The sequence below is a fragment of the Geobacter metallireducens GS-15 genome (genome assembly GCF_000012925.1).
GTDB lineage: Bacteria > Desulfobacterota > Desulfuromonadia > Geobacterales > Geobacteraceae > Geobacter > Geobacter metallireducens.
In genome coordinates, this window is sequence record NC_007517.1 from 3,727,730 (window position 1) to 3,744,462 (window position 16,733).

18 protein-coding genes are annotated in these 16,733 nt (G+C 65.5%); 12 read left to right on the top strand and 6 right to left on the bottom strand.

What is annotated here, in order from left to right; genetic code table 11:
• Window positions 1-13: 13 nt before the first annotated feature.
• From tssF to GMET_RS16660, 12 genes are all read left to right on the top strand, one after another.
• Window positions 14-1,744 carry a type VI secretion system baseplate subunit TssF gene (gene tssF / locus GMET_RS16605; RefSeq protein ID WP_004512537.1) on the top strand — a complete coding sequence of 577 codons (1,731 nt, stop codon included), beginning with the start codon at window positions 14-16 and terminating at the stop codon, window positions 1,742-1,744.
• A complete protein-coding gene (tssG, locus tag GMET_RS16610; protein ID WP_004512538.1) occupies window positions 1,708-2,697 on the top strand; it encodes a type VI secretion system baseplate subunit TssG in 990 nt (329 codons plus the stop codon). The genes tssF and tssG overlap by 37 nt, the downstream gene beginning before the upstream one ends.
• Window positions 2,698-2,727: 30 nt before the next feature.
• Window positions 2,728-5,364 carry a type VI secretion system ATPase TssH gene (tssH, locus tag GMET_RS16615; protein WP_004512539.1) on the top strand — a complete coding sequence of 879 codons (2,637 nt, stop codon included), beginning with the start codon at window positions 2,728-2,730 and terminating at the stop codon, window positions 5,362-5,364.
• Window positions 5,361-5,807, top strand: a complete 447-nt coding sequence (locus tag GMET_RS16620) for an SH3 domain-containing protein (protein ID WP_011366178.1) — start codon at window positions 5,361-5,363, stop codon at window positions 5,805-5,807. The genes tssH and GMET_RS16620 overlap by 4 nt, the downstream gene beginning before the upstream one ends.
• 303 nt (window positions 5,808-6,110) lie before the next feature.
• Window positions 6,111-6,611 carry a chemotaxis protein CheW gene (locus GMET_RS16625; protein ID WP_004512541.1) on the top strand — a complete coding sequence of 167 codons (501 nt, stop codon included), beginning with the start codon at window positions 6,111-6,113 and terminating at the stop codon, window positions 6,609-6,611.
• Window positions 6,612-6,613: 2 nt separating this feature from the next.
• Complete coding sequence (locus tag GMET_RS16630) at window positions 6,614-7,126, top strand: hypothetical protein (protein WP_004512542.1); 513 nt, start codon at window positions 6,614-6,616, stop codon at window positions 7,124-7,126.
• Complete coding sequence (locus GMET_RS16635; protein ID WP_004512543.1) at window positions 7,123-8,073, top strand: methyl viologen-reducing hydrogenase; 951 nt, start codon at window positions 7,123-7,125, stop codon at window positions 8,071-8,073. Before GMET_RS16630 ends, GMET_RS16635 begins: the two co-directional genes overlap by 4 nt.
• On the top strand, window positions 8,051-9,472 hold the full coding sequence (locus GMET_RS16640) for a Ni/Fe hydrogenase subunit alpha (protein ID WP_004512544.1): 1,422 nt from the start codon (window positions 8,051-8,053) through the stop codon (window positions 9,470-9,472). The genes GMET_RS16635 and GMET_RS16640 overlap by 23 nt, the downstream gene beginning before the upstream one ends.
• Entirely contained in the window at window positions 9,472-9,723 is a 252-nt protein-coding gene (locus GMET_RS16645; protein ID WP_004512545.1) for a 4Fe-4S dicluster domain-containing protein, read from the top strand. Before GMET_RS16640 ends, GMET_RS16645 begins: the two co-directional genes overlap by 1 nt.
• Window positions 9,720-10,178 carry a hypothetical protein gene (locus GMET_RS16650; RefSeq protein WP_004512546.1) on the top strand — a complete coding sequence of 153 codons (459 nt, stop codon included), beginning with the start codon at window positions 9,720-9,722 and terminating at the stop codon, window positions 10,176-10,178. The genes GMET_RS16645 and GMET_RS16650 overlap by 4 nt, the downstream gene beginning before the upstream one ends.
• Complete coding sequence (locus GMET_RS16655; RefSeq protein ID WP_004512547.1) at window positions 10,139-10,660, top strand: hydrogenase maturation protease; 522 nt, start codon at window positions 10,139-10,141, stop codon at window positions 10,658-10,660. Before GMET_RS16650 ends, GMET_RS16655 begins: the two co-directional genes overlap by 40 nt.
• Window position 10,661: 1 nt before the next feature.
• Window positions 10,662-12,266, top strand: coding sequence for a methyl-accepting chemotaxis protein (locus GMET_RS16660; protein WP_004512548.1), 1,605 nt, complete (start codon window positions 10,662-10,664; stop codon window positions 12,264-12,266).
• An 82-nt stretch (window positions 12,267-12,348) separates the two neighbouring features.
• On the opposite strand, the gene GMET_RS16665 is transcribed toward GMET_RS16660, so the two are convergent.
• From GMET_RS16665 to cybH, 6 genes are all read right to left on the bottom strand, one after another.
• Window positions 12,349-13,653, bottom strand: a complete 1,305-nt coding sequence (locus GMET_RS16665) for a pyridoxal phosphate-dependent aminotransferase (protein WP_004512549.1) — start codon at window positions 13,651-13,653, stop codon at window positions 12,349-12,351.
• Between the two features lie 252 nt (window positions 13,654-13,905).
• The gene (locus GMET_RS16670) at window positions 13,906-14,496 is read right to left on the bottom strand and encodes a hypothetical protein (protein ID WP_004512550.1); all 591 of its coding nucleotides are present in this window, start codon (window positions 14,494-14,496) and stop codon (window positions 13,906-13,908) included.
• Between the two features lie 2 nt (window positions 14,497-14,498).
• Window positions 14,499-14,963, bottom strand: coding sequence for a WbuC family cupin fold metalloprotein (locus GMET_RS16675; protein WP_004512551.1), 465 nt, complete (start codon window positions 14,961-14,963; stop codon window positions 14,499-14,501).
• A gap of 7 nt (window positions 14,964-14,970) precedes the next feature.
• Complete coding sequence (locus GMET_RS16680; RefSeq protein WP_004512552.1) at window positions 14,971-15,321, bottom strand: VOC family protein; 351 nt, start codon at window positions 15,319-15,321, stop codon at window positions 14,971-14,973.
• A gap of 215 nt (window positions 15,322-15,536) precedes the next feature.
• Complete coding sequence (locus GMET_RS16685) at window positions 15,537-16,055, bottom strand: HyaD/HybD family hydrogenase maturation endopeptidase (protein ID WP_004512553.1); 519 nt, start codon at window positions 16,053-16,055, stop codon at window positions 15,537-15,539.
• Between the two features lies 1 nt (window position 16,056).
• Window positions 16,057-16,725, bottom strand: a complete 669-nt coding sequence (gene cybH, locus GMET_RS16690; RefSeq protein ID WP_004512554.1) for a Ni/Fe-hydrogenase, b-type cytochrome subunit — start codon at window positions 16,723-16,725, stop codon at window positions 16,057-16,059.
• Window positions 16,726-16,733: the final 8 nt, after the last annotated feature.

Here is a 16,733-nt window from a genome sequence, read left to right on the forward strand (position 1 = left end):
GAGCACCCACGCAATGATCACCCGCCACTATCAGGAAGAACTGGCCCGCCTCAAGGAGCTGGGGAGTGAGTTCGCCCAACGGCACCCGGCCCTGGCGCCGATGCTCGGGGGCACCTCGACCGACCCTGACGTGGAACGGCTTCTGGAGGGAGTAGCCTTCCAGACGGCGCTCCTGCGCCGGAAGCTGGATGACGATTTCCCCGAATTGGTCCACGACATGGTGCGGCTTGTGGCCCCCCACTACCTGCGACCCATCCCCGCCACCACCATCGTCGCCTTCGAACCGAAGCCCTCCCTGGTCCAGCCCCAGACGGTGCCGGCCGGGATGCAGCTCGCCTCGGTGCCGGTGGAGGGGACCCGCTGCCACTTCCGGACTACGAGCCCCGTGGAGGTGCACCCCCTCACCCTCCAAGACGCCTCCTTTGACCAGCCGGCCGGCCGCCCCCCGGCCGTGACCCTCCGACTGGCCCTCACGGGGCTCACCCTCGGCCAGTGGGCGCCCCAATCCCTGCGGCTCTTCCTGGCGGCCGGGGAGGCCGAGGCGGCGGAGCTCTACCTCCTCCTCGCCCGCTCCGTTTCCCGCATCGTCATCGCCCCAGCCGAGGGGGGAACGGGGACCGTCCTGCCGGCCAACTGCCTCAGACCCGCGGGGCTCAACGGAAATGAGCCCCTCATCCCCTACCCCCCCAACGCCTTCCCCGGCTACCGGCTCCTCCAGGAGTACCTGACGGCCCCCCGCCGCTTCTTCTTCCTGGAGCTGACCGGCTGGGACCAGTGGCGGGGACGGGGCAACGGCACCCGGTTCAGCGTCACCTTCGAACTGCTAAACGCGCCGGCCCAAGCGCCCCGAGTCAGCCGGGAGAGCATCGCCCTCTTCGCCACCCCGGCCGTCAACCTCTTCTCCCACGATGCCGACCCGATCCCCCTGGACCACCGGAAGGAGCGCCACCTCCTGCGGCCAGCCGAACTGCCCCCCGGTCACGCCGAGGTCTTTTCCGTGGACCGGGTCACCGCCTTCGAGCGGGGCACTTCCCGGGAGTACCACCTAGACCCCTTCGAGGCATTCCGGACCCCGGCCGACGGCCGCCCCAGCTACCACACGTCCATCGCGCAATCCCCCTTCAAGGACGGCTGCGACGTCCGCCTCGCCCTCGCCTATCCGCCGGGCACGGTACCCCCAGAGGGGACGACCCTGTCGGTGGGGCTCACCTGCACCAACGGGCGACTCCCCGAAAGCCTCCGGGTCGGCGACGTGGCGGAACCCACCCGGGATGCGCCGACCTTTGCCTCGTTCCGGAACATCACCCCCGTCACCCCATCGTCCCCTCCCCCCCTGGGGCCGAACCTCCTCTGGCGGCTCCTCTCGGCCATTCCCCTGAGCCGCCTCTCCGTGGCCCACGCCGACAACCTGCGGGAGTGCCTCGGCCTCTACCTCTTCCCCGGCTTCGACCGGACCCTCCTTGCGGCCAACCGGCGCCGGATCGAGGGGATCGAACGGGTCGCGACCCGGCAGACGGACCGCATCGTGCGCGGCGCCCCCATGCGGGGGGTGGAGATCGCCATTGATATCCGGGGCGACCACTTCGCGGGACCGGGGGACCTCTTCCTCTTCGGGTCGGTCCTCGATGAATTCATGGCGGGGAGCGCCACCCTCAACACCTTCACGCGCTTGACCATCCGCGAAACCGTGCGGGGAGAGGAGTTCCAGTGGCCGCCGCGAGCCGGATACCAGCCGCTCCTCTAGAGCAGGAACTCCTCCACCGGGGGCACGAATTCTCATTCCTCCAGGTGCTCCGGATCCTGGAGCTTCTCGGAGAACGGGACGGGACCAAACGGCCCGTGGAGGTGATCCCCCGGCTCTCCCTGGGCTTTCCGGCCGCGGACGTAGCCGGGGTGGAGCGGGTCGGCGACGGCTATCGGGTCATTGCCACGTTCCTGGGGCTCTACGGCCAGGCGACCCCGCTTCCCGCCTTCTACACCGAGGAACTTCTCGACGAGGAAGCCACCGACAGCAGCGCCGGCCGGGATTTCCTCGACATCGTCAACCGGCACATCTACGGCATCTTCGCGAATGTTGCCCGGAAATACCGGCTCTTTCTCCAGGTGGACGAGCAGCGCAGCGACGCCGTCACGGAGCGGCTCCACGCCCTCGGGGGGTACGGCGAAGAAACGCTTCGGGCCCAACTCCCCGATCCCCGGTCGCTCCTGCGCTACACGGGGCTCTTCGCCCAACACCCCCGCTCGGCCCTGGGGTTGCGGACGCTGCTGACCGATGCCCTCGACGCGCCGGTGGAGGTAATCTCCGCCGTCCCCCGCATCGTGACGGTACCGCCGGAGGAGCGCTCACGCCTCGGCACCATCGGCACCCTCGGCGAGGACGCCTTTGTGGGCTCCGAGATCCCCGACCGCTCCGGCATGTTCCGCATTGAGGTGGGTCCCTTGCGCCGCGACCGGTTCGCCGAACTCCTCCCCGGCACCCCGGAGCGCAAGCGCCTCGACCTCCTCGTCGCCCTCTACATCACCGACCCCCTCGCCTACGAAATCGAGCTGATCCTCGCCCCCGGCGAGGCCCCGCCGGCCATGCTCGGCAGCGGCATTCGGCTCGGATGGGATGTGTGGATGACGTCAGGGGCGGATGTGGGGCGGGTGTCGGTGAGCTTTCCCGGCGGAGGGGAGCCCCTCGCGGCACCTCGTTAACCGAACAAACCCAAGGAGAATCAACCATTCATGCTGACCGTTGACCTTAAAGCCCTCATATCCCGCCTCAATCCCCACTGTTCCGGCGCCCTGGAAGGGGCGGCGGGGCTTTGCGTGGCCCGGGGCCACTACGAGGTGACCGTGGAGCACCTCTTGGCGCGGCTTCTGGACGAGCCGGGGGGTGACCTCCCCCTCATCCTCCGGGCCTTCGAGGTGGATGCCGCATCCGTGAAGGCCGGGATCACCAGGGTCCTCGACGAGCTTCCCTCCGGGAACTCGGGGAAGCCGGTCTTCTCGCCGGTGCTTCTGGAGTGGCTCCAGGCAGCGTGGCTCATCACCTCCCTCGACCTCAACGAAGAGCGGATCCGCTCCGGCGCGCTGCTGCTGGCGCTCCTGGCCCGGCCGCTCCAGCTCACGGCGGGCCGCTACGTGGACCTTCTAATGGCCGTGGGGAGGGAGACGCTCCTCTCCCGCTTCGGCACGGCCACGGCCGGTTCGGTGGAGCATGCACCGACCAGTGTCCGCTCCGCAACCAGCGACGAGGCACCCAAGGGAACCACCTCTCTCGACCGCTTCTGCACCGATTTCACCCGCCAGGCGGCGGAAGGTAATATCGACCCGGTCTTCGGCCGGGACCGGGAGATCGGCCAGATGGTCGACATCCTGGCCCGGCGCCGGAAGAACAACCCCATCATCGTCGGCGAGGCGGGGGTCGGGAAGACCGCCGTAGCCGAAGGGCTTGCACTTCGGATTGTGGAGGGGGACGTGCCGGAGGCCCTCCGGGAGGTACGGCTCCTGGGGCTCGATCTGGGGCTTCTCCAGGCGGGGGCCGGAGTGAAGGGTGAGTTCGAGAACCGCTTGAAAAGCGTCATCGAGGAGGTGAAGGGGTCGCCGCGCCCCATCATCCTCTTCATCGACGAGGCCCATACCATCATCGGCGCCGGGGGGCAGACCGGCGGAGGTGACGCCGCTAACCTCCTGAAACCGGCCCTGGCCCGAGGGGAACTGCGGACCATCGCCGCCACCACCTGGAGCGAGTACAAGAAATATTTCGAAAAGGACGCGGCCCTGGCCCGGCGCTTCCAGCCGGTGAAGCTGGACGAGCCGGACGTCGAGACCGCCGTCCTGATCCTGCGGGGTCTCAAGGAGAAGTACGAGGCGGCCCACGGGGTCACCATCCGGGACGACGGCATCCGGGCGGCGGCGGAGCTTTCTTCCCGCTACCTGTCGGGGCGCCAGCTCCCGGACAAGGCAGTGGACCTCCTGGATACGGCGGCGGCCCGGGTGAAGCTCCTTCTCACCGGGAAGCCGGGGGCCGTGGAGGAGAAAGAGCGCCGCATCCAGGCTCTGGAGAGGGAAGAGGCGGCCATGGCCCGGGACCAGCTCCACGGCCGCCCCGTTGACGACGAGCGACTGGATCTCCTGAAGGCGGAATTGTTAACCCTGCGGGAGGAGTTGGCCGCCGTCACGGCGCGGTGGCACCGGGAACAGGAGCTGGCCGCGGAAGTGATGGCCCTTCGCAAGGAACTGTCGACGGAAGCGGAAGAAAACGAAGATCGGCGAGGACTGAAACGGCAGGTGACCGAGGCCACGGCTCGCCTAGCGGAGTTCCAGGGTGACGCCCCATTGGTACGGATCGAGGTGGAGCCGGAGGTGGTGGCCCGGGTGGTGGCCGACTGGACAGGCATCCCCCTGGGGAGCCTCCAGAAGGACCGGGCCGCCGGGGTCCTCACCCTGGAGGGCGACCTGCGCCGCCGCATCAAGGGGCAGGAGCCGGCCCTCTCCGCCGTGGCCGAGGTGCTCCGCTCCTCGGCGGCAGGGCTCAAGGACCCACGCCAGCCCCTGGGAGTTTTTCTCCTGGTGGGGCCGTCGGGGGTCGGGAAGACCGAGACGGCCCTGGCCGTGGCCGACCTCCTCTTCGGGGGGGAGCGGTTCCTCACGGTCATCAACATGAGCGAGTTCCAGGAGCGCCACACCACGAGCCGCCTCATCGGCTCGCCGCCGGGGTACGTGGGGTACGGCGAGGGGGGGGTCCTCACGGAGGCGGTCCGGCGCCAGCCCTACTCGGTGGTCCTCCTGGACGAAGTGGAGAAGGCCCACCCCGACGTCATGAACCTCTTCTACCAGGTCTTCGACAAGGGGATGCTGGCCGACGGCGAGGGGCGGGTCATCGACTTCGCCAACACAGTCATCTTCCTCACGAGTAACCTGGCCTCGGATGTCATCACCTCCCTCTGTTGCGGGGATCAAGCACCGACGGCGGAGGGGCTGACCTCCGCCATCCGCCCCCACCTCTCCCGACACTTCAAGCCGGCGCTCCTGGCCCGGATGTCGGTGGTCCCCTACCTGACCCTGGCCCCCGAGTACCTGGGGGAGATCGTTACCCTGAAGCTGGGGCGGGTGGCGGAGCGGCTCCGGGAGAACAGCCGAACGGCGCTTTCTTGGACCCCGGCGGTCACGGAACGGATCGCGGCCCGCTGCACCGAGGTGGAGAGCGGCGCCCGGACCATCGACCATATCCTACGGAGCACGCTGCTGCCGCTTCTCTCCCGGGAAATTCTCCCCCGGCTCGGCACCGGCGAGACGCCGGAGGCTATCAGGCTCGACACGACGGCCGACGGCGACTTTGCCGTCACCTTTGATACCAGTGGAGGCATGGAACAATGAACCAGCATCAAACAGCAATGGGTATCGCCAGGATGGCGTTTCTCCTCTCCCTTTCGCTCACGGCAGCGTGTGCCACCGTGAATACCGCTCCCGTCGAGGAGCAGGCCGGCCCCCAGGCGCCGGAGACAGGGCTGGAAGCCGAGCCACCCGCTCCCGTACCGGCACCGGCCGCCCCCCCGGCAGTGGCGCCGGTGACCCCTCAGGCATCGGTCACCGTAACAACGATCCCTCTGGTCCCCGGGAAAATAACTCCCCGGCAGAAGTACGTGAACGTCCGCCCGGAGCCCTCCACCGGCAAGAAACCTGTCGCCGTGCTCTCGGGAGGAAAGTACGTGGAGGTGCTCGGCCGGGAGGGGACATGGGTGAAGATTCGCTGGACCCGGGGAAAGAAGGCCCATGAAGGATGGGTGGCCGGGAAATTTGTGGACACCGTTACTCCCTGAACCCTCGCCACGGGGGCCGACCGTCGGCCCCCTCCCTTTTTCCCTTACGGCTCGCCCTCTCCTCTCCTCAACCGCGGTTTCCTTCTCCCCGCTCCATATGTTCTCATTTATTTATTATTTCTCAAAAAACGCCTAAAGTTTCCCCATTCCCTACCGATAAACTATACTACCTGCCCGGCAATTTCACCGCCCTGACACACGAAGTCAAACTGCATTGCAGATGCGTTGCCGTACCCGGCTTACACCAAAAGACGTTTTACGAAGCCCCACGCACACAAAAACCGAGGAGTAAAAGGCCGACCCATGACATCGTTGCCAACCCTTGCCAAGGGGAGATCCGCTGCAGGGAAGCCCCTCCACCTGGTCGGCTTCCGGGTGGGGAATGAGGAATACTGCTTCGAGATCCTCACGGTGCAGGAGATCATCCGGATAGTACCCATCACTGCCGTTCCCGACGCTCCCGAGCATGTGGAGGGGATCATCAACCTCCGCGGCAGGATCGTCCCCATCATCGACTTCCGCCGGCGGTTCCGCATAACCGGCGAACGCACCGTCGACGAGGCGGACAGGGTCATCGTCGTGACCGGCACGGGGAACGCGACCGTCGGTTTCATCGTCGATGGCGTGAGCCAGGTCATGAAGCTGCCTGCCGAGGATCTGTCGCCTGCGCCGGCGGGAGGCGCGGGGTGCGACGCCGAGGCCATCCGGGGGGTAGGCAACGTGGGCGACCGGCTCGTCATCGTTCTCGATCTGGACAAGATGTTTTCCGCCGATGAACTAACCACTTTGACAGGAGTGAGCTGACCATGTCCGATCTCATGACCACCCGCGCGGCTCTCCAGGAGACCATGACCTTCCTCGGCGCCATCGCCAGCGGCATCGAAGAGGCCATCGGCGAATCCGCCAACAGCATCACCTACCTGGCTGGCAAACGGCTCGGCATGCAGCTTTCCGCCAATATCCGTAAGACCGACGACGTGGAGGAGGCCCTGGAAGCCGTTCACCAAGTGCTCCTCGACAACAACTGCCTCTGGCACTTCGAGCCGTTCAAGGCCCACGACCGGCCGGCCCTGGTCCAGACCACTGACAGCGGCGACGAGGATCTCCAGCTCGTTTTCCGGGACTGCATGATCCGCCAGTCCCTCTTTCGCTTCGGTCACCACCAGAAGGGGTCCCTCTGCACCATGATGTTCGGCTTCTTCTCCGGGGCGCTCCTGAACGTCATGGGGGTCGATTCCACCCTGGAGATCCTCCATGCGGGAGAAAACGCCTGCCTCAAGCGGCTGGTGATCCACAGGAAGAAGGGGGAAGACCAGTGAGCACCGTACCCATAAATCTGGAATGGCTGAGCGACTGCTCGGGCTGCCATGTGGCCATCGTCGACCTGCACGAGAAAATCCTCGCGGTCCTGGAATCCGTCACCATCCAGCGCTGCCCGGTACTGACTGATGTGAAGGACTACCCGAAGGCGAAGCTGGGGCTCGTCTCCGGCGCCATCCGGACCGAGCACGACCGCCACGCGGCCATTGAGATGCGCAAGAGCTGCGACCTGATCATCGCCTGGGGCTCCTGCGCGGTGTACGGGGGGATCGCCGGTGCCGGCAATGTCCATTCCCGCCAGGAGATCATCGATGCAGTCTACATCGGCAACAAGACCACCGCTACCCACGCTCCGCCAACGAAGGAGGTTTCGGCCCTGGAGCCGTCCGTCTCCCCCCTGGACAGCGTCATCGACGTGGACCTCTACCTCCCTGGCTGCGCACCGCACCCGGCCTTTGTATTCGATGCCCTCCTGGCGCTGCTGGAAGGGCGTTCCCCCCGCACCGCCACCGGTGAATCGGTCTGCGCCCGGTGCCGGAGGAAGATGGAGAAGACGGAGGTTGACCGGATCAGGAAGAATTCGGAGGGGGTCCCCGACCCGGACCGCTGCTTCCTGAGCCAGGGATACCTCTGCATGGGATCGGTGACCCTGGACCGCTGCATGTCCCCCTGCCCCCTGAACGGGATACCGTGCAGCGGCTGCGCCGGCGCCACCATGCAGGTGCTGGCCGAGCCCAACCGCGACATCCGCACCGAGATCGCCGAGCGGATGTCGCGCCTGACCGAGATCCCCCGGGAAGCCATCGTCCGGGAAATCGAGAGGACATCCAAGACCCACTACTCCTACACCATGGCGACCCCCATGATCGGCGAGAAGCCCACCTTTCTGATTAAAAAATGGACCGATGAGGAACGAGACGACTATGAACAAGACCATAACCATTGATCCCGTCACCCGCATCGAAGGGCATGCGCGGGTCTTCATCGACCTGGACGATGGGGGAGCGCTCAAAGCGGCGGGGCTCGTGGTGAACGAGCTGCGGGGATTCGAGAAGATCCTGACCGGCATGGACGCGGACCGGATGCCGCTGGTCACGGCCCGCATCTGCGGGGTCTGTCCCACGGCCCACCATCTGGCCGCCACCAACGCCCTGGACAACGCCGCGGGCGTTGAGCCCCCAACCGCCGCGAAACTCCTGCGGGAGCTCATGTACATGGGGCACCTGATCCACTCCCATTGCCTCTCCCTCTTCGTGCTCCAGGGGCCGGACCTGGTCCTGGGGCTCGACGCCGACCCCGCCATCCGCAACGTGGTGGGGGTGGTGCAGGCGGTCCCCGACATCGCCAGAAAGGCCCTCCAGTGCCGCTCCATCGGCCAGAAGATCAACGAGCTGGTGGGGGGACGGGGAACCCACCCCGTCACCTCGGTGGCCGGGGGGATCGCCTTTGTGCTCGACGCCGACCGTGAGCGCCAGCTGAACGCCTGGATCCAGGAAGCCCACGGGCTCGTGCTGGAACTGGCGCCGGTGGTGAAGCAACTCCTCATGAAGATGCTCGACGCCAACCCGGCGATGCTGGAACAGTGGGTCATCCCGGCCTGGAGTGTGGGCACCGTCAAGGGCGACGGCACCATCGCCCTGGTGAACGGAGAGATACGGGCCATTGACGAAAGCGGAGCCCGGAAGGCCCAGTTCCCCACCGCCGGCTACGACACCCACCTCTCCGAAGCGGCGGTGGATTTCTCCTACATGAAGCAGGTCTCCTTTGTGGAGGGCGAGACCCGCCACGACTACCGGGTCGGCCCCCTGGCGCGGCTGAACATCTCCGACCGGTACGGCACCCCCCTGGCGGACCGTGAGCGGGAGGAATTCATCCGGACCGTGGGCCGCCCCTGCCATGCCAATGCCCTCCAGCCCTGGGCCCGTCTGATCGAGCTTCTCTACTGCACAGAGCGGGCGCAGGAAATCATGGCCTCCCCGGAGATCCACGGCGAGACGCGGGTGCCGGTGAAATTCTCCGGCGGACGGGGGGTGGGGCACGTGGAGGCCCCCCGGGGAACCCTGATCCACGACTACGAGATCGACGAGAACGGCATCGTCCGGGCCGCGAACCTCATCGTGGCGACCCAGCAGAACTATGCCCTGATCAACACCATGATCGCCCAGGCCGCCACGTCCCATGTCATCAACCGCCCCGACGACCAGGCCCTGCTCAACGCGGTGGAGTTCGGCATCCGCTGCTACGACCCCTGCCTTTCCTGCGCCACCCATGCCTTGGGGGCCATGCCGCTGGAAATCGTCGTGAACCGTGCCGACAGGCCCCATCTCATCAGGAGGAACTGCTGATGGTCGAGATCAAGCTCCATGAAGAGGCGTGCCGCGGCTGCAGGATGTGCGTGGACATCTGCCCCACCAAGGTCTTTGCCTTCGACGAGGAGAAGCGGCTCTGCGCGGTGGAGCACCGGGACGACTGTATCGCCTGCCTGAGCTGCGCCTACCTCTGCCCCTCCGGGGCGCTGCGCCACGAGGATTATCACGTTGTGAAAAACTTCTACCGGGACCTGGCTTTCTGCGCCAAGATGGAGAAATTCATATGAGCACCACGACCACGGAACAGGTCACCCTTGAGGACCATGTAAACGCCGCGACCGAGGTTGCCTTTCTGCTGGACATCTTCGCCGCCACCGTCGACACCATCATGGGGGGGGCAACGGCGTCGGTGGGGAGGATCGCCGGGCGGGAAATGGCGCGCAAGCTCCCGATCCACCTGACAAACCCGACCCTGGACGAGATCGTCGCGCTCCTCAATTCCCGCATGAAGGCCGGGTACCAGTTCCGGCTGGAGGGGGAAGGGACGGAGCGCGTCCTCCTGTTCGACCACTGCGTTCTGCAGGAGGTCTGCGCCAAGCGGGGGCTCACCCTGGGGACGGCCCTCTGCCGCCTCTTCCATGCCTACCTGGACGGAATCCTGAACGAACTCATCTGCCGCCCGGTGAAATCGGAGGTTGTCTCATGCGGGGACCAGTGCCGCCTGAGTCTCAGGACTCAGTAGCTTTCCGCAGAATCGTTGTGGTCTGCGTGGGCAACGACCTGGTGGCCGACGACGCCGCGGGGTTCGAGGTCTACCGGAAGCTGGCCGGCTCGTCCCTACCGCCGGGGGTCACGCTCCACTACGCGGCCGTGGGGGGGATTGACCTCCTTGACTACCTGACCGGCGATGAGTCGGCCATGATCGTCGTGGACGCGGTCCAGTTCGGCGCGCCAACGGGAACCATCCACAACCTCGGCTGGAATGAGCTCCCCGATTTCGGCGCCGGGGCCATATCGGCCCATTTCATCGGCCTGAAGGAAACCATCGACATCGGGAGATGCCTCTACCCGGAGCTGATCCCGTCAACGGTGTTGCTGGTGGGGATCGAGGGACGCCGCTTCGACCAGACCCGCGACGCCATGTCGCCGGAGGTGGCCGCCGCCATCGAGCCCGCCACCGCCTCCATCCGGGAACATCTTCACACTCTCCGCCAAGGAACCTGACATGAAGACATCCACCGCCAAAGAGACAAAACCGACTCTGCACAGCGAGATACAGAGGCTCGCCGAAGCCATGATGAACGGCAGGCTCGACGAGCGGGGAAACCCCGCCCAGTTCACCGGTGACGACGCCGCCCTGGTCCTCACGGTCAACCGGATGCTGGACACCCTCGTGACCCCGCTGCGCCTGGCCGCCGGCGCCATCGACGAGATCGCCCACGGCAGGATCCCACCCTTCGTCATCGACGACTATGCCGGGGAATACAACACCCTCAAGCGCAACCTCAACACCCTCCTGGCAACGCTGTACGGCCTCGACAGCGAGACCCGGCACCTCATCGGCAACATCGGCGAGGGACGACTCCAGACCCGGGGCAACGACTGGGATTTCGAGGGGATCTGGCGGGACCTCATCAGGGGGGTGAACGGCACCCTCGACGCGGTAATCGACCCGGTGAACGAAGCCGGGACCGTCCTGCAGCGCCTGGCCCAATACGATCTGAGCGCCCGGATGCGGGGGAAGTACCACGGTGAGCATGCCGCCATCAAGAAGGCCATGAACGCCACGGCGGAATCCCTCCACTCCGCCGTGACCCAGATGGCGGAGACGGTGGACCTGGTCTCCGCCGTCGGCGAGCAGATTGCCGCCAGCAGCCAGACCGTCACCGCGGGTACCCGGGAGCAGGAGACGCAACTCACCGAGGCGGCCAGCGTCCTCAATCACATCGCCGACACCTCCCAGAAGAGCGCCAAAAACACCGCCGACGCCCGGCAGGTGGCCCAGCAGGCCGCCGAGTCCATCGGCACCGCCAAGACCGTCATGGACCAGATGCTCCACGCCATGGGGGAGATCCGCGGCTCCGCCGACAACACCGTCGGCATCGTCCAGCAGATCGACGCCATCGCCAAGGAGACCGACAAGCTCTCCTCCAACGCCACCAGCAAGGCGGCCCTGATCCGCTCCTCGGCCAGCGGCTTCAGCGTGGTCGCCTCCGAGGTGCGGAACCTGTCGAAGCGGTGCGAGGAGGCAGTCTCCCGGCTCCACGACTTCCGGCGCCGGGTCACTTTCACCCCCAATGCCGGCACCGACAGCACCACCGATCAGCTGGTGAGCGAGTATCTCGACCTCATCCACGACCTGAAGAGCGTCGCCTCCAACTCCGGGCTCCTGGGAGTGAACGCGGCCATTTCGGCGGCCCACGTGGAGGGGGCCGGCAACGACTTCCAGGTCCTCACCGAAGAGATCCGTGAACTGGCCAAGCGCTCCACCGACGCGGCCAAGCAGACCGACACCCTCATCAGGACATCGGTGGAGCAGGCCCGCAAGGGAGAGGACCTTTCCCAGGCAATCGACGGCCACCTCACCACGGCGGTGACCGGGGCATCCACCATCAGCTCCCTCACCGACGAGATCTCCCAGAGCAGCCAGGAACAGGCCAGCGCCATCGAGGAGATCAGCTGCTCCGTCACCCACATCAACGAGGTCACCCGGCAGAACGCCGCCTGCGCCCTCTCGTCGTCCGAAGTGGCCCAGGGGCTGGGGCAGCAGGTGACGAAGTTGTCGAAGATGGTGAGCAAGTTCCGGCTGGCGAGGGCGGCGGGGCAATAAAAGCAGCCAATGCGGGACAAAAAAAGGGGGAGCCGGCAGTCAGCTCCCCCTTTTTCATCACCACTCCCTGAAGAACCCTGTGTCAGGACTTCAGATACTCCGCAATCTTCTTCGCCAGGGTCTGGTAGATCCGAAGGCATTCGGCCTCGTCCTTCTCCAGGAGGGTCACCCGGAACCCCTGCAGCGGCGTATTGAAGGAGGAGAGCGGCACGATGCAGATGCCGGTGCTGGCCAGGAGGTAGTAGACGAACCGCTTGTCCGGGGAGACGCCGGGGGCGTTCACGAGCCCTTCCACCAGCTCCCGCACCTCGGCGTTCTCGATGGGGAGGGACTGGCCGTTGGTGAGAAGGCCATCCCGGAAGGCCACGGACATGTAGAAGGCGCCGTTAGTCCGGTTCACCATGAGTTCGGGAACTTCCCTGAGGCAGTCGAAGGTGATGGTGCTCATCTTCTCATAGCGCCTGATCCGCTCCTGGAGGTAGGTCTGGTATTCCGGGTGTTTCATGATAGCCGGGATGCACTTCTGCGGCAGGGTGGTGGAGCAGACCTCGTTCATCTTGGCGGAGAGGATGGAGTTGATGTACTTGCGGAACTGGTCATCCTTAGCGCCGTTGTAGACCTCGATCCAGCCGCAGCGGGAGCCGGGCCAGGGTATCTCCTTGGAGATCCCCTTCATGGCGATGGCCGGCACGTCGCCGATAACGTCGGAGATGGGGACGGTGGTCTGGCCGTTGTAGGTGATGTTGTTGTAGACCTCGTCGGCGATGATGAAGAGCTCGTATTTCCGGGCGATAGCGACGATCTTCTCCAGGGTCTCCCTGGAGAAGACCATGCCGGTGGGGTTGTCGGGGTTGATGAGGAGGATGCCGGAAATCTGGGGATTGTACCGGACATGGTTCTCCATGTCCTCCAGGTCGGGGAACCAGTTGTTGGCCGGGTCAAGCCGGTAGCAGACCGGCGAGGCCTGGGCGTGGGCCGCCTCGCCGATGGAGTGGGTGGTGTAGGTAGGGGACGGCATGAGGATGCGGCTTTCGTGGCGGAGGTTGCCGTAGACCGTGGAGATGGCGTCGCCGAGGCCGTTGAAGAAGATGATGTCGTCGGGGGTGATCCGGGCACCGCCGCGGTTGTTGGTGAGGCCGCAGATGAACTCCCGGGTCTCCAGGACCCCCCGGGTGTGGCAGTAGCCCCAGGTGTCATTCTCCATCACCTCATTGGCCACGATCTCCTTCATCCAGCGGGGAATCTCCTCCCCCTTGACGATCGGGTCGCCAATGTTCTCCCAGTTGATCTTCACCCCGTGCTTCTGGAGCTTCTCCGCCACGTTGACGATGTTGCGGATCTCGTAGGTCAGTTCGCCCGCTCCGGGCGTCACCAGTTCGTTTCTCACGTCATCTCCCTCTTTTCTCTCTGTTGGTGATGGTCCTGAAAATGGTAAAGGCCGTGGGAGGTACCCACGGCCTTTGATGATACACGAAGCGTTACGACGCCTCCTCACACGGCAGCGGGTTCCCCTGCGGCGACGGACGCCGCGGCGATGATAGCTCGTGCTGCGATGGCGATGGAAACGGTGTTTTTCTTCATAGGGGTCTCGAATAACACAGAAAGTCGCGGGGCGTCAACGATTTTTTGCCGCCCCCCGTCACTCCAGAGCGATGAGGAGCCGGCCATCCTCGTCCCGCCACCGCAGCCATCCCACGACAGCCAGATCCAGAAGCACCTGGATCCGATCCCCGTCCACGGAGATGATCCTGAAGCTCCGCTCGGGGGTGAGAGGTTCCAGATCCGGCACCGTATCCCCCCCGCTTCCCCAGAGAAGGTACAAGGGTTTCTTGAGTCCCCGCAAGAGCCGCGCCTCCCTCCCCTTGAGCAGCTCATCCCATAAAACGAAGGGCCACGCCCGACGCGGCTTCAGCCATGCCGCGCGCCCGGCGTCATCATAAATGACCTTCAGCCACCCTCCCTTGCGGGCGGTGACCACAAGGGGAAACTCACCGGGCGGAATCTTGTGGGGAATTGCCAGATGGGGCAACGACGCAGCGCTCTTTTCGGCGATCCGGCCGATCCCCGGCTCCCCGTAGAGGATGAGCTGAGGGGGAGCCGGCTCGCCGGGGACGGCACCAACCAGAAGAACGCCTATCCCCGTGTCGGGGCGGGGAGGAGGCGCCGCACCGGATACCGCTACGAAGAGAGCAACACAGATGACCGGCACGATCGTACGGATGAAGGCCATGGTCAGCAAAAGAGTGCCACAAGTGACGCGTGGTAGGTACCGGCTCCCCCGTCCCCCTCGGCAGGAGCCCAGGAGGCCTTTTCCTCCCCGGCAAGGGGGAGGTACGGTCCGGCCTTGGCCTCGAAAAAAACCGTGCCGGGCTCAAGGCTCACGACGGTGTGAAACTCCCCGTGGGGGATGTCGACAGCCACCGCATCGCCGGGTTGGAGGAGACGAGTGCCGGTCACCGCCCCCGCCCCGTCGAAGGAGACGACGCCGAGCCGCCCCCGCAGGATCACCATCGACTCGTCCTTGTTGGGGTCGAGATGCCGGTGAGGCTGGATGTAGGAGCCGGGCTCCATGGCGTTCAGGAGCCGGTGGCAGCAGAAATCGTCGCTGGGGTGGAGGTTGTGGTTCTTCCGGAGGCGGGCGCTGCCACGGGCCTCACCGGTAACCTGATCGAGAAGCTCCCGGGTGATGATCTTCACGGGAGGCCTACCGGTCCGCGAGGGCAAAAAGGTTGCCGTCGGGATCGGCCACCACCGCCATCTTTCCCCAGGGGCTCTGCTCCAGGGGCTGATCAAATCGGACGCCCGTATCGGTCAGCTCGCGGCAGAAGTCGTCGATATCCTTCACCCGCAGGGTGATGCCGGTGTGGCGCCCCGCCAGGGCCGCGGCCTCGTCGGTGAGGGCCATGGCCACCCCGAGGGTCGCGCCGCCGGAGAAAAACTCCATCATCGTCACCCCCTCCTGGGTCAGGGGGAGCTTCAACTGCTCCTTGTAGAACCGTTTCGCCGCCTCGAAATCGCGGACAAAGACCACCACGTTCTTCATCGCTTCAACCATGGAAGACCTCTCTGAATGATGTTTCGCGTACCGTCCGAACATAGCAGAGAGGGGCGTTCGCGGCAAGGGGGAACCGCCGGGCCCCCAACGGGAAGGGGCGCCCGCACCTGCAACGGTCCGGACGCCCCTTCACCTCATGAAAACGTCAGCATGAATAACACAGAGCAACTGAGAATTTATCAAAAACAGTCTGAAAGGTTTTTCCCAGATTTTGCTCAGTTGCTCTGTTGCTCAGTGTTTCGAGTGCATTTTTCAGGATCAAGCGGCTCGGGAACCACTCCCCACAGGGCAAGCTCCGCGAGGACCTTCTCCACAAGATGGTCCACCTGCGCCGCCACCGCCGGCGTGAGCTCCATCCCCAGTTCCACCGACTCCGGCTGCACCCCCCACAGGACCATCTCGACGGGACAGCTCCCCTGGAACTCGGCCACGGCCAAAAGATCCTGGAGCCCCATCTGGTGGGGAGAGAGCTTGGTCCGGAAGGCCACCGGAATCTCCTCCCCCGCCAGCCGCACCACCGTCCCCGGTGGTCCGCCGGTCTCCACGGCATCCACCAGGAGGAGCCGCTCCACGCCGTCCAGGTAAGGGAGCAGGTCGAGGCCGAGGGTGCCGCCGTCCATGACCGTCACTCCTTCGGGGAAGCGGCACCCGTCCATGAGCCGCTGCGCCACCCGTACGCCGGCGCCGTCGTCGGTCATGATCAGGTTCCCGATGCCGAGCACGAGAATCGACATTCTACTCCCCCCGCTTCACCGGCTTGTAGCCGCCGAAGATGCTCGACATGACCCCGCCCCGTTCCTTCACGTCCATGAGCCAAGCGCTGTAGATGTGATGGATGGCAAAGGCGATGAGAAGCCACATGCCCATGTGGTGGGTGAGCCGCATCCCCTGGTTGCTGAAGAGAGCGTAGAGCGGCGTGAGGAGAACATGCGCCAAACCGCCTGGCGCGTGCTCGGCATCGAGGGCGAAGCCGGTGCCGGCCATCACCAGATAGAGGACAAAGACGAGAAGGTACGTGGCTCCGGCCAGGGCGTTGTGGCCGGTGGGGTGGGGAACCTTCCGGGAGAGGAAGACGTAGTAGAGGAACATCCGCCCCATGTCGCGCCGCCCTTCGGGATAGATGAACGGGACAAACTCCCGCCACCCGGCGTAGCGGTTCCCCGCGAAGGCCCACCAGATGCGGCTCACGATACTCACGGCAAAGGCATACCCTGCCGTAAGATGCACCACCCGCACCCAACCCATGACAAAGTCGGCGGGAACGAGCCCCAGGGTCCTGGGGGAGCCGATGTAGAAGCCGGTGACCGAGAGGACGATGATGGCGATCACGTTGACCCAGTGGGTCAGCCGCACCGGGACCTCCCAGACGTACTTTTCGTAAAGACAGCTCCGGTTCCGTGCCATGGCGACCT

Bases quoted from the DNA above. Each gene is read 5' to 3' on its own strand.
- tssF (WP_004512537.1), top strand. From the start codon at position 14: ATGATCACCCGCCACTATCAGGAAGAACTGGCCCGCCTCAAGGAGCTG.
- tssH (WP_004512539.1), top strand. From the start codon at position 2,728: ATGCTGACCGTTGACCTTAAAGCCCTCATATCCCGCCTCAATCCCCAC.
- GMET_RS16620 (WP_011366178.1), top strand. From the start codon at position 5,361: ATGAACCAGCATCAAACAGCAATGGGTATCGCCAGGATGGCGTTTCTC.
- GMET_RS16625 (WP_004512541.1), top strand. From the start codon at position 6,111: ATGACATCGTTGCCAACCCTTGCCAAGGGGAGATCCGCTGCAGGGAAG.
- GMET_RS16630 (WP_004512542.1), top strand. From the start codon at position 6,614: ATGTCCGATCTCATGACCACCCGCGCGGCTCTCCAGGAGACCATGACC.
- GMET_RS16640 (WP_004512544.1), top strand. From the start codon at position 8,051: ATGAACAAGACCATAACCATTGATCCCGTCACCCGCATCGAAGGGCAT.
- GMET_RS16645 (WP_004512545.1), top strand. From the start codon at position 9,472: ATGGTCGAGATCAAGCTCCATGAAGAGGCGTGCCGCGGCTGCAGGATG.
- GMET_RS16650 (WP_004512546.1), top strand. From the start codon at position 9,720: ATGAGCACCACGACCACGGAACAGGTCACCCTTGAGGACCATGTAAAC.
- GMET_RS16655 (WP_004512547.1), top strand. From the start codon at position 10,139: ATGCGGGGACCAGTGCCGCCTGAGTCTCAGGACTCAGTAGCTTTCCGC.
- GMET_RS16660 (WP_004512548.1), top strand. From the start codon at position 10,662: ATGAAGACATCCACCGCCAAAGAGACAAAACCGACTCTGCACAGCGAG.
- GMET_RS16670 (WP_004512550.1), bottom strand. From the start codon at position 14,496: ATGGCCTTCATCCGTACGATCGTGCCGGTCATCTGTGTTGCTCTCTTC.
- GMET_RS16680 (WP_004512552.1), bottom strand. From the start codon at position 15,321: ATGGTTGAAGCGATGAAGAACGTGGTGGTCTTTGTCCGCGATTTCGAG.
- GMET_RS16685 (WP_004512553.1), bottom strand. From the start codon at position 16,055: ATGTCGATTCTCGTGCTCGGCATCGGGAACCTGATCATGACCGACGAC.
- cybH (WP_004512554.1), bottom strand. From the start codon at position 16,725: ATGGCACGGAACCGGAGCTGTCTTTACGAAAAGTACGTCTGGGAGGTC.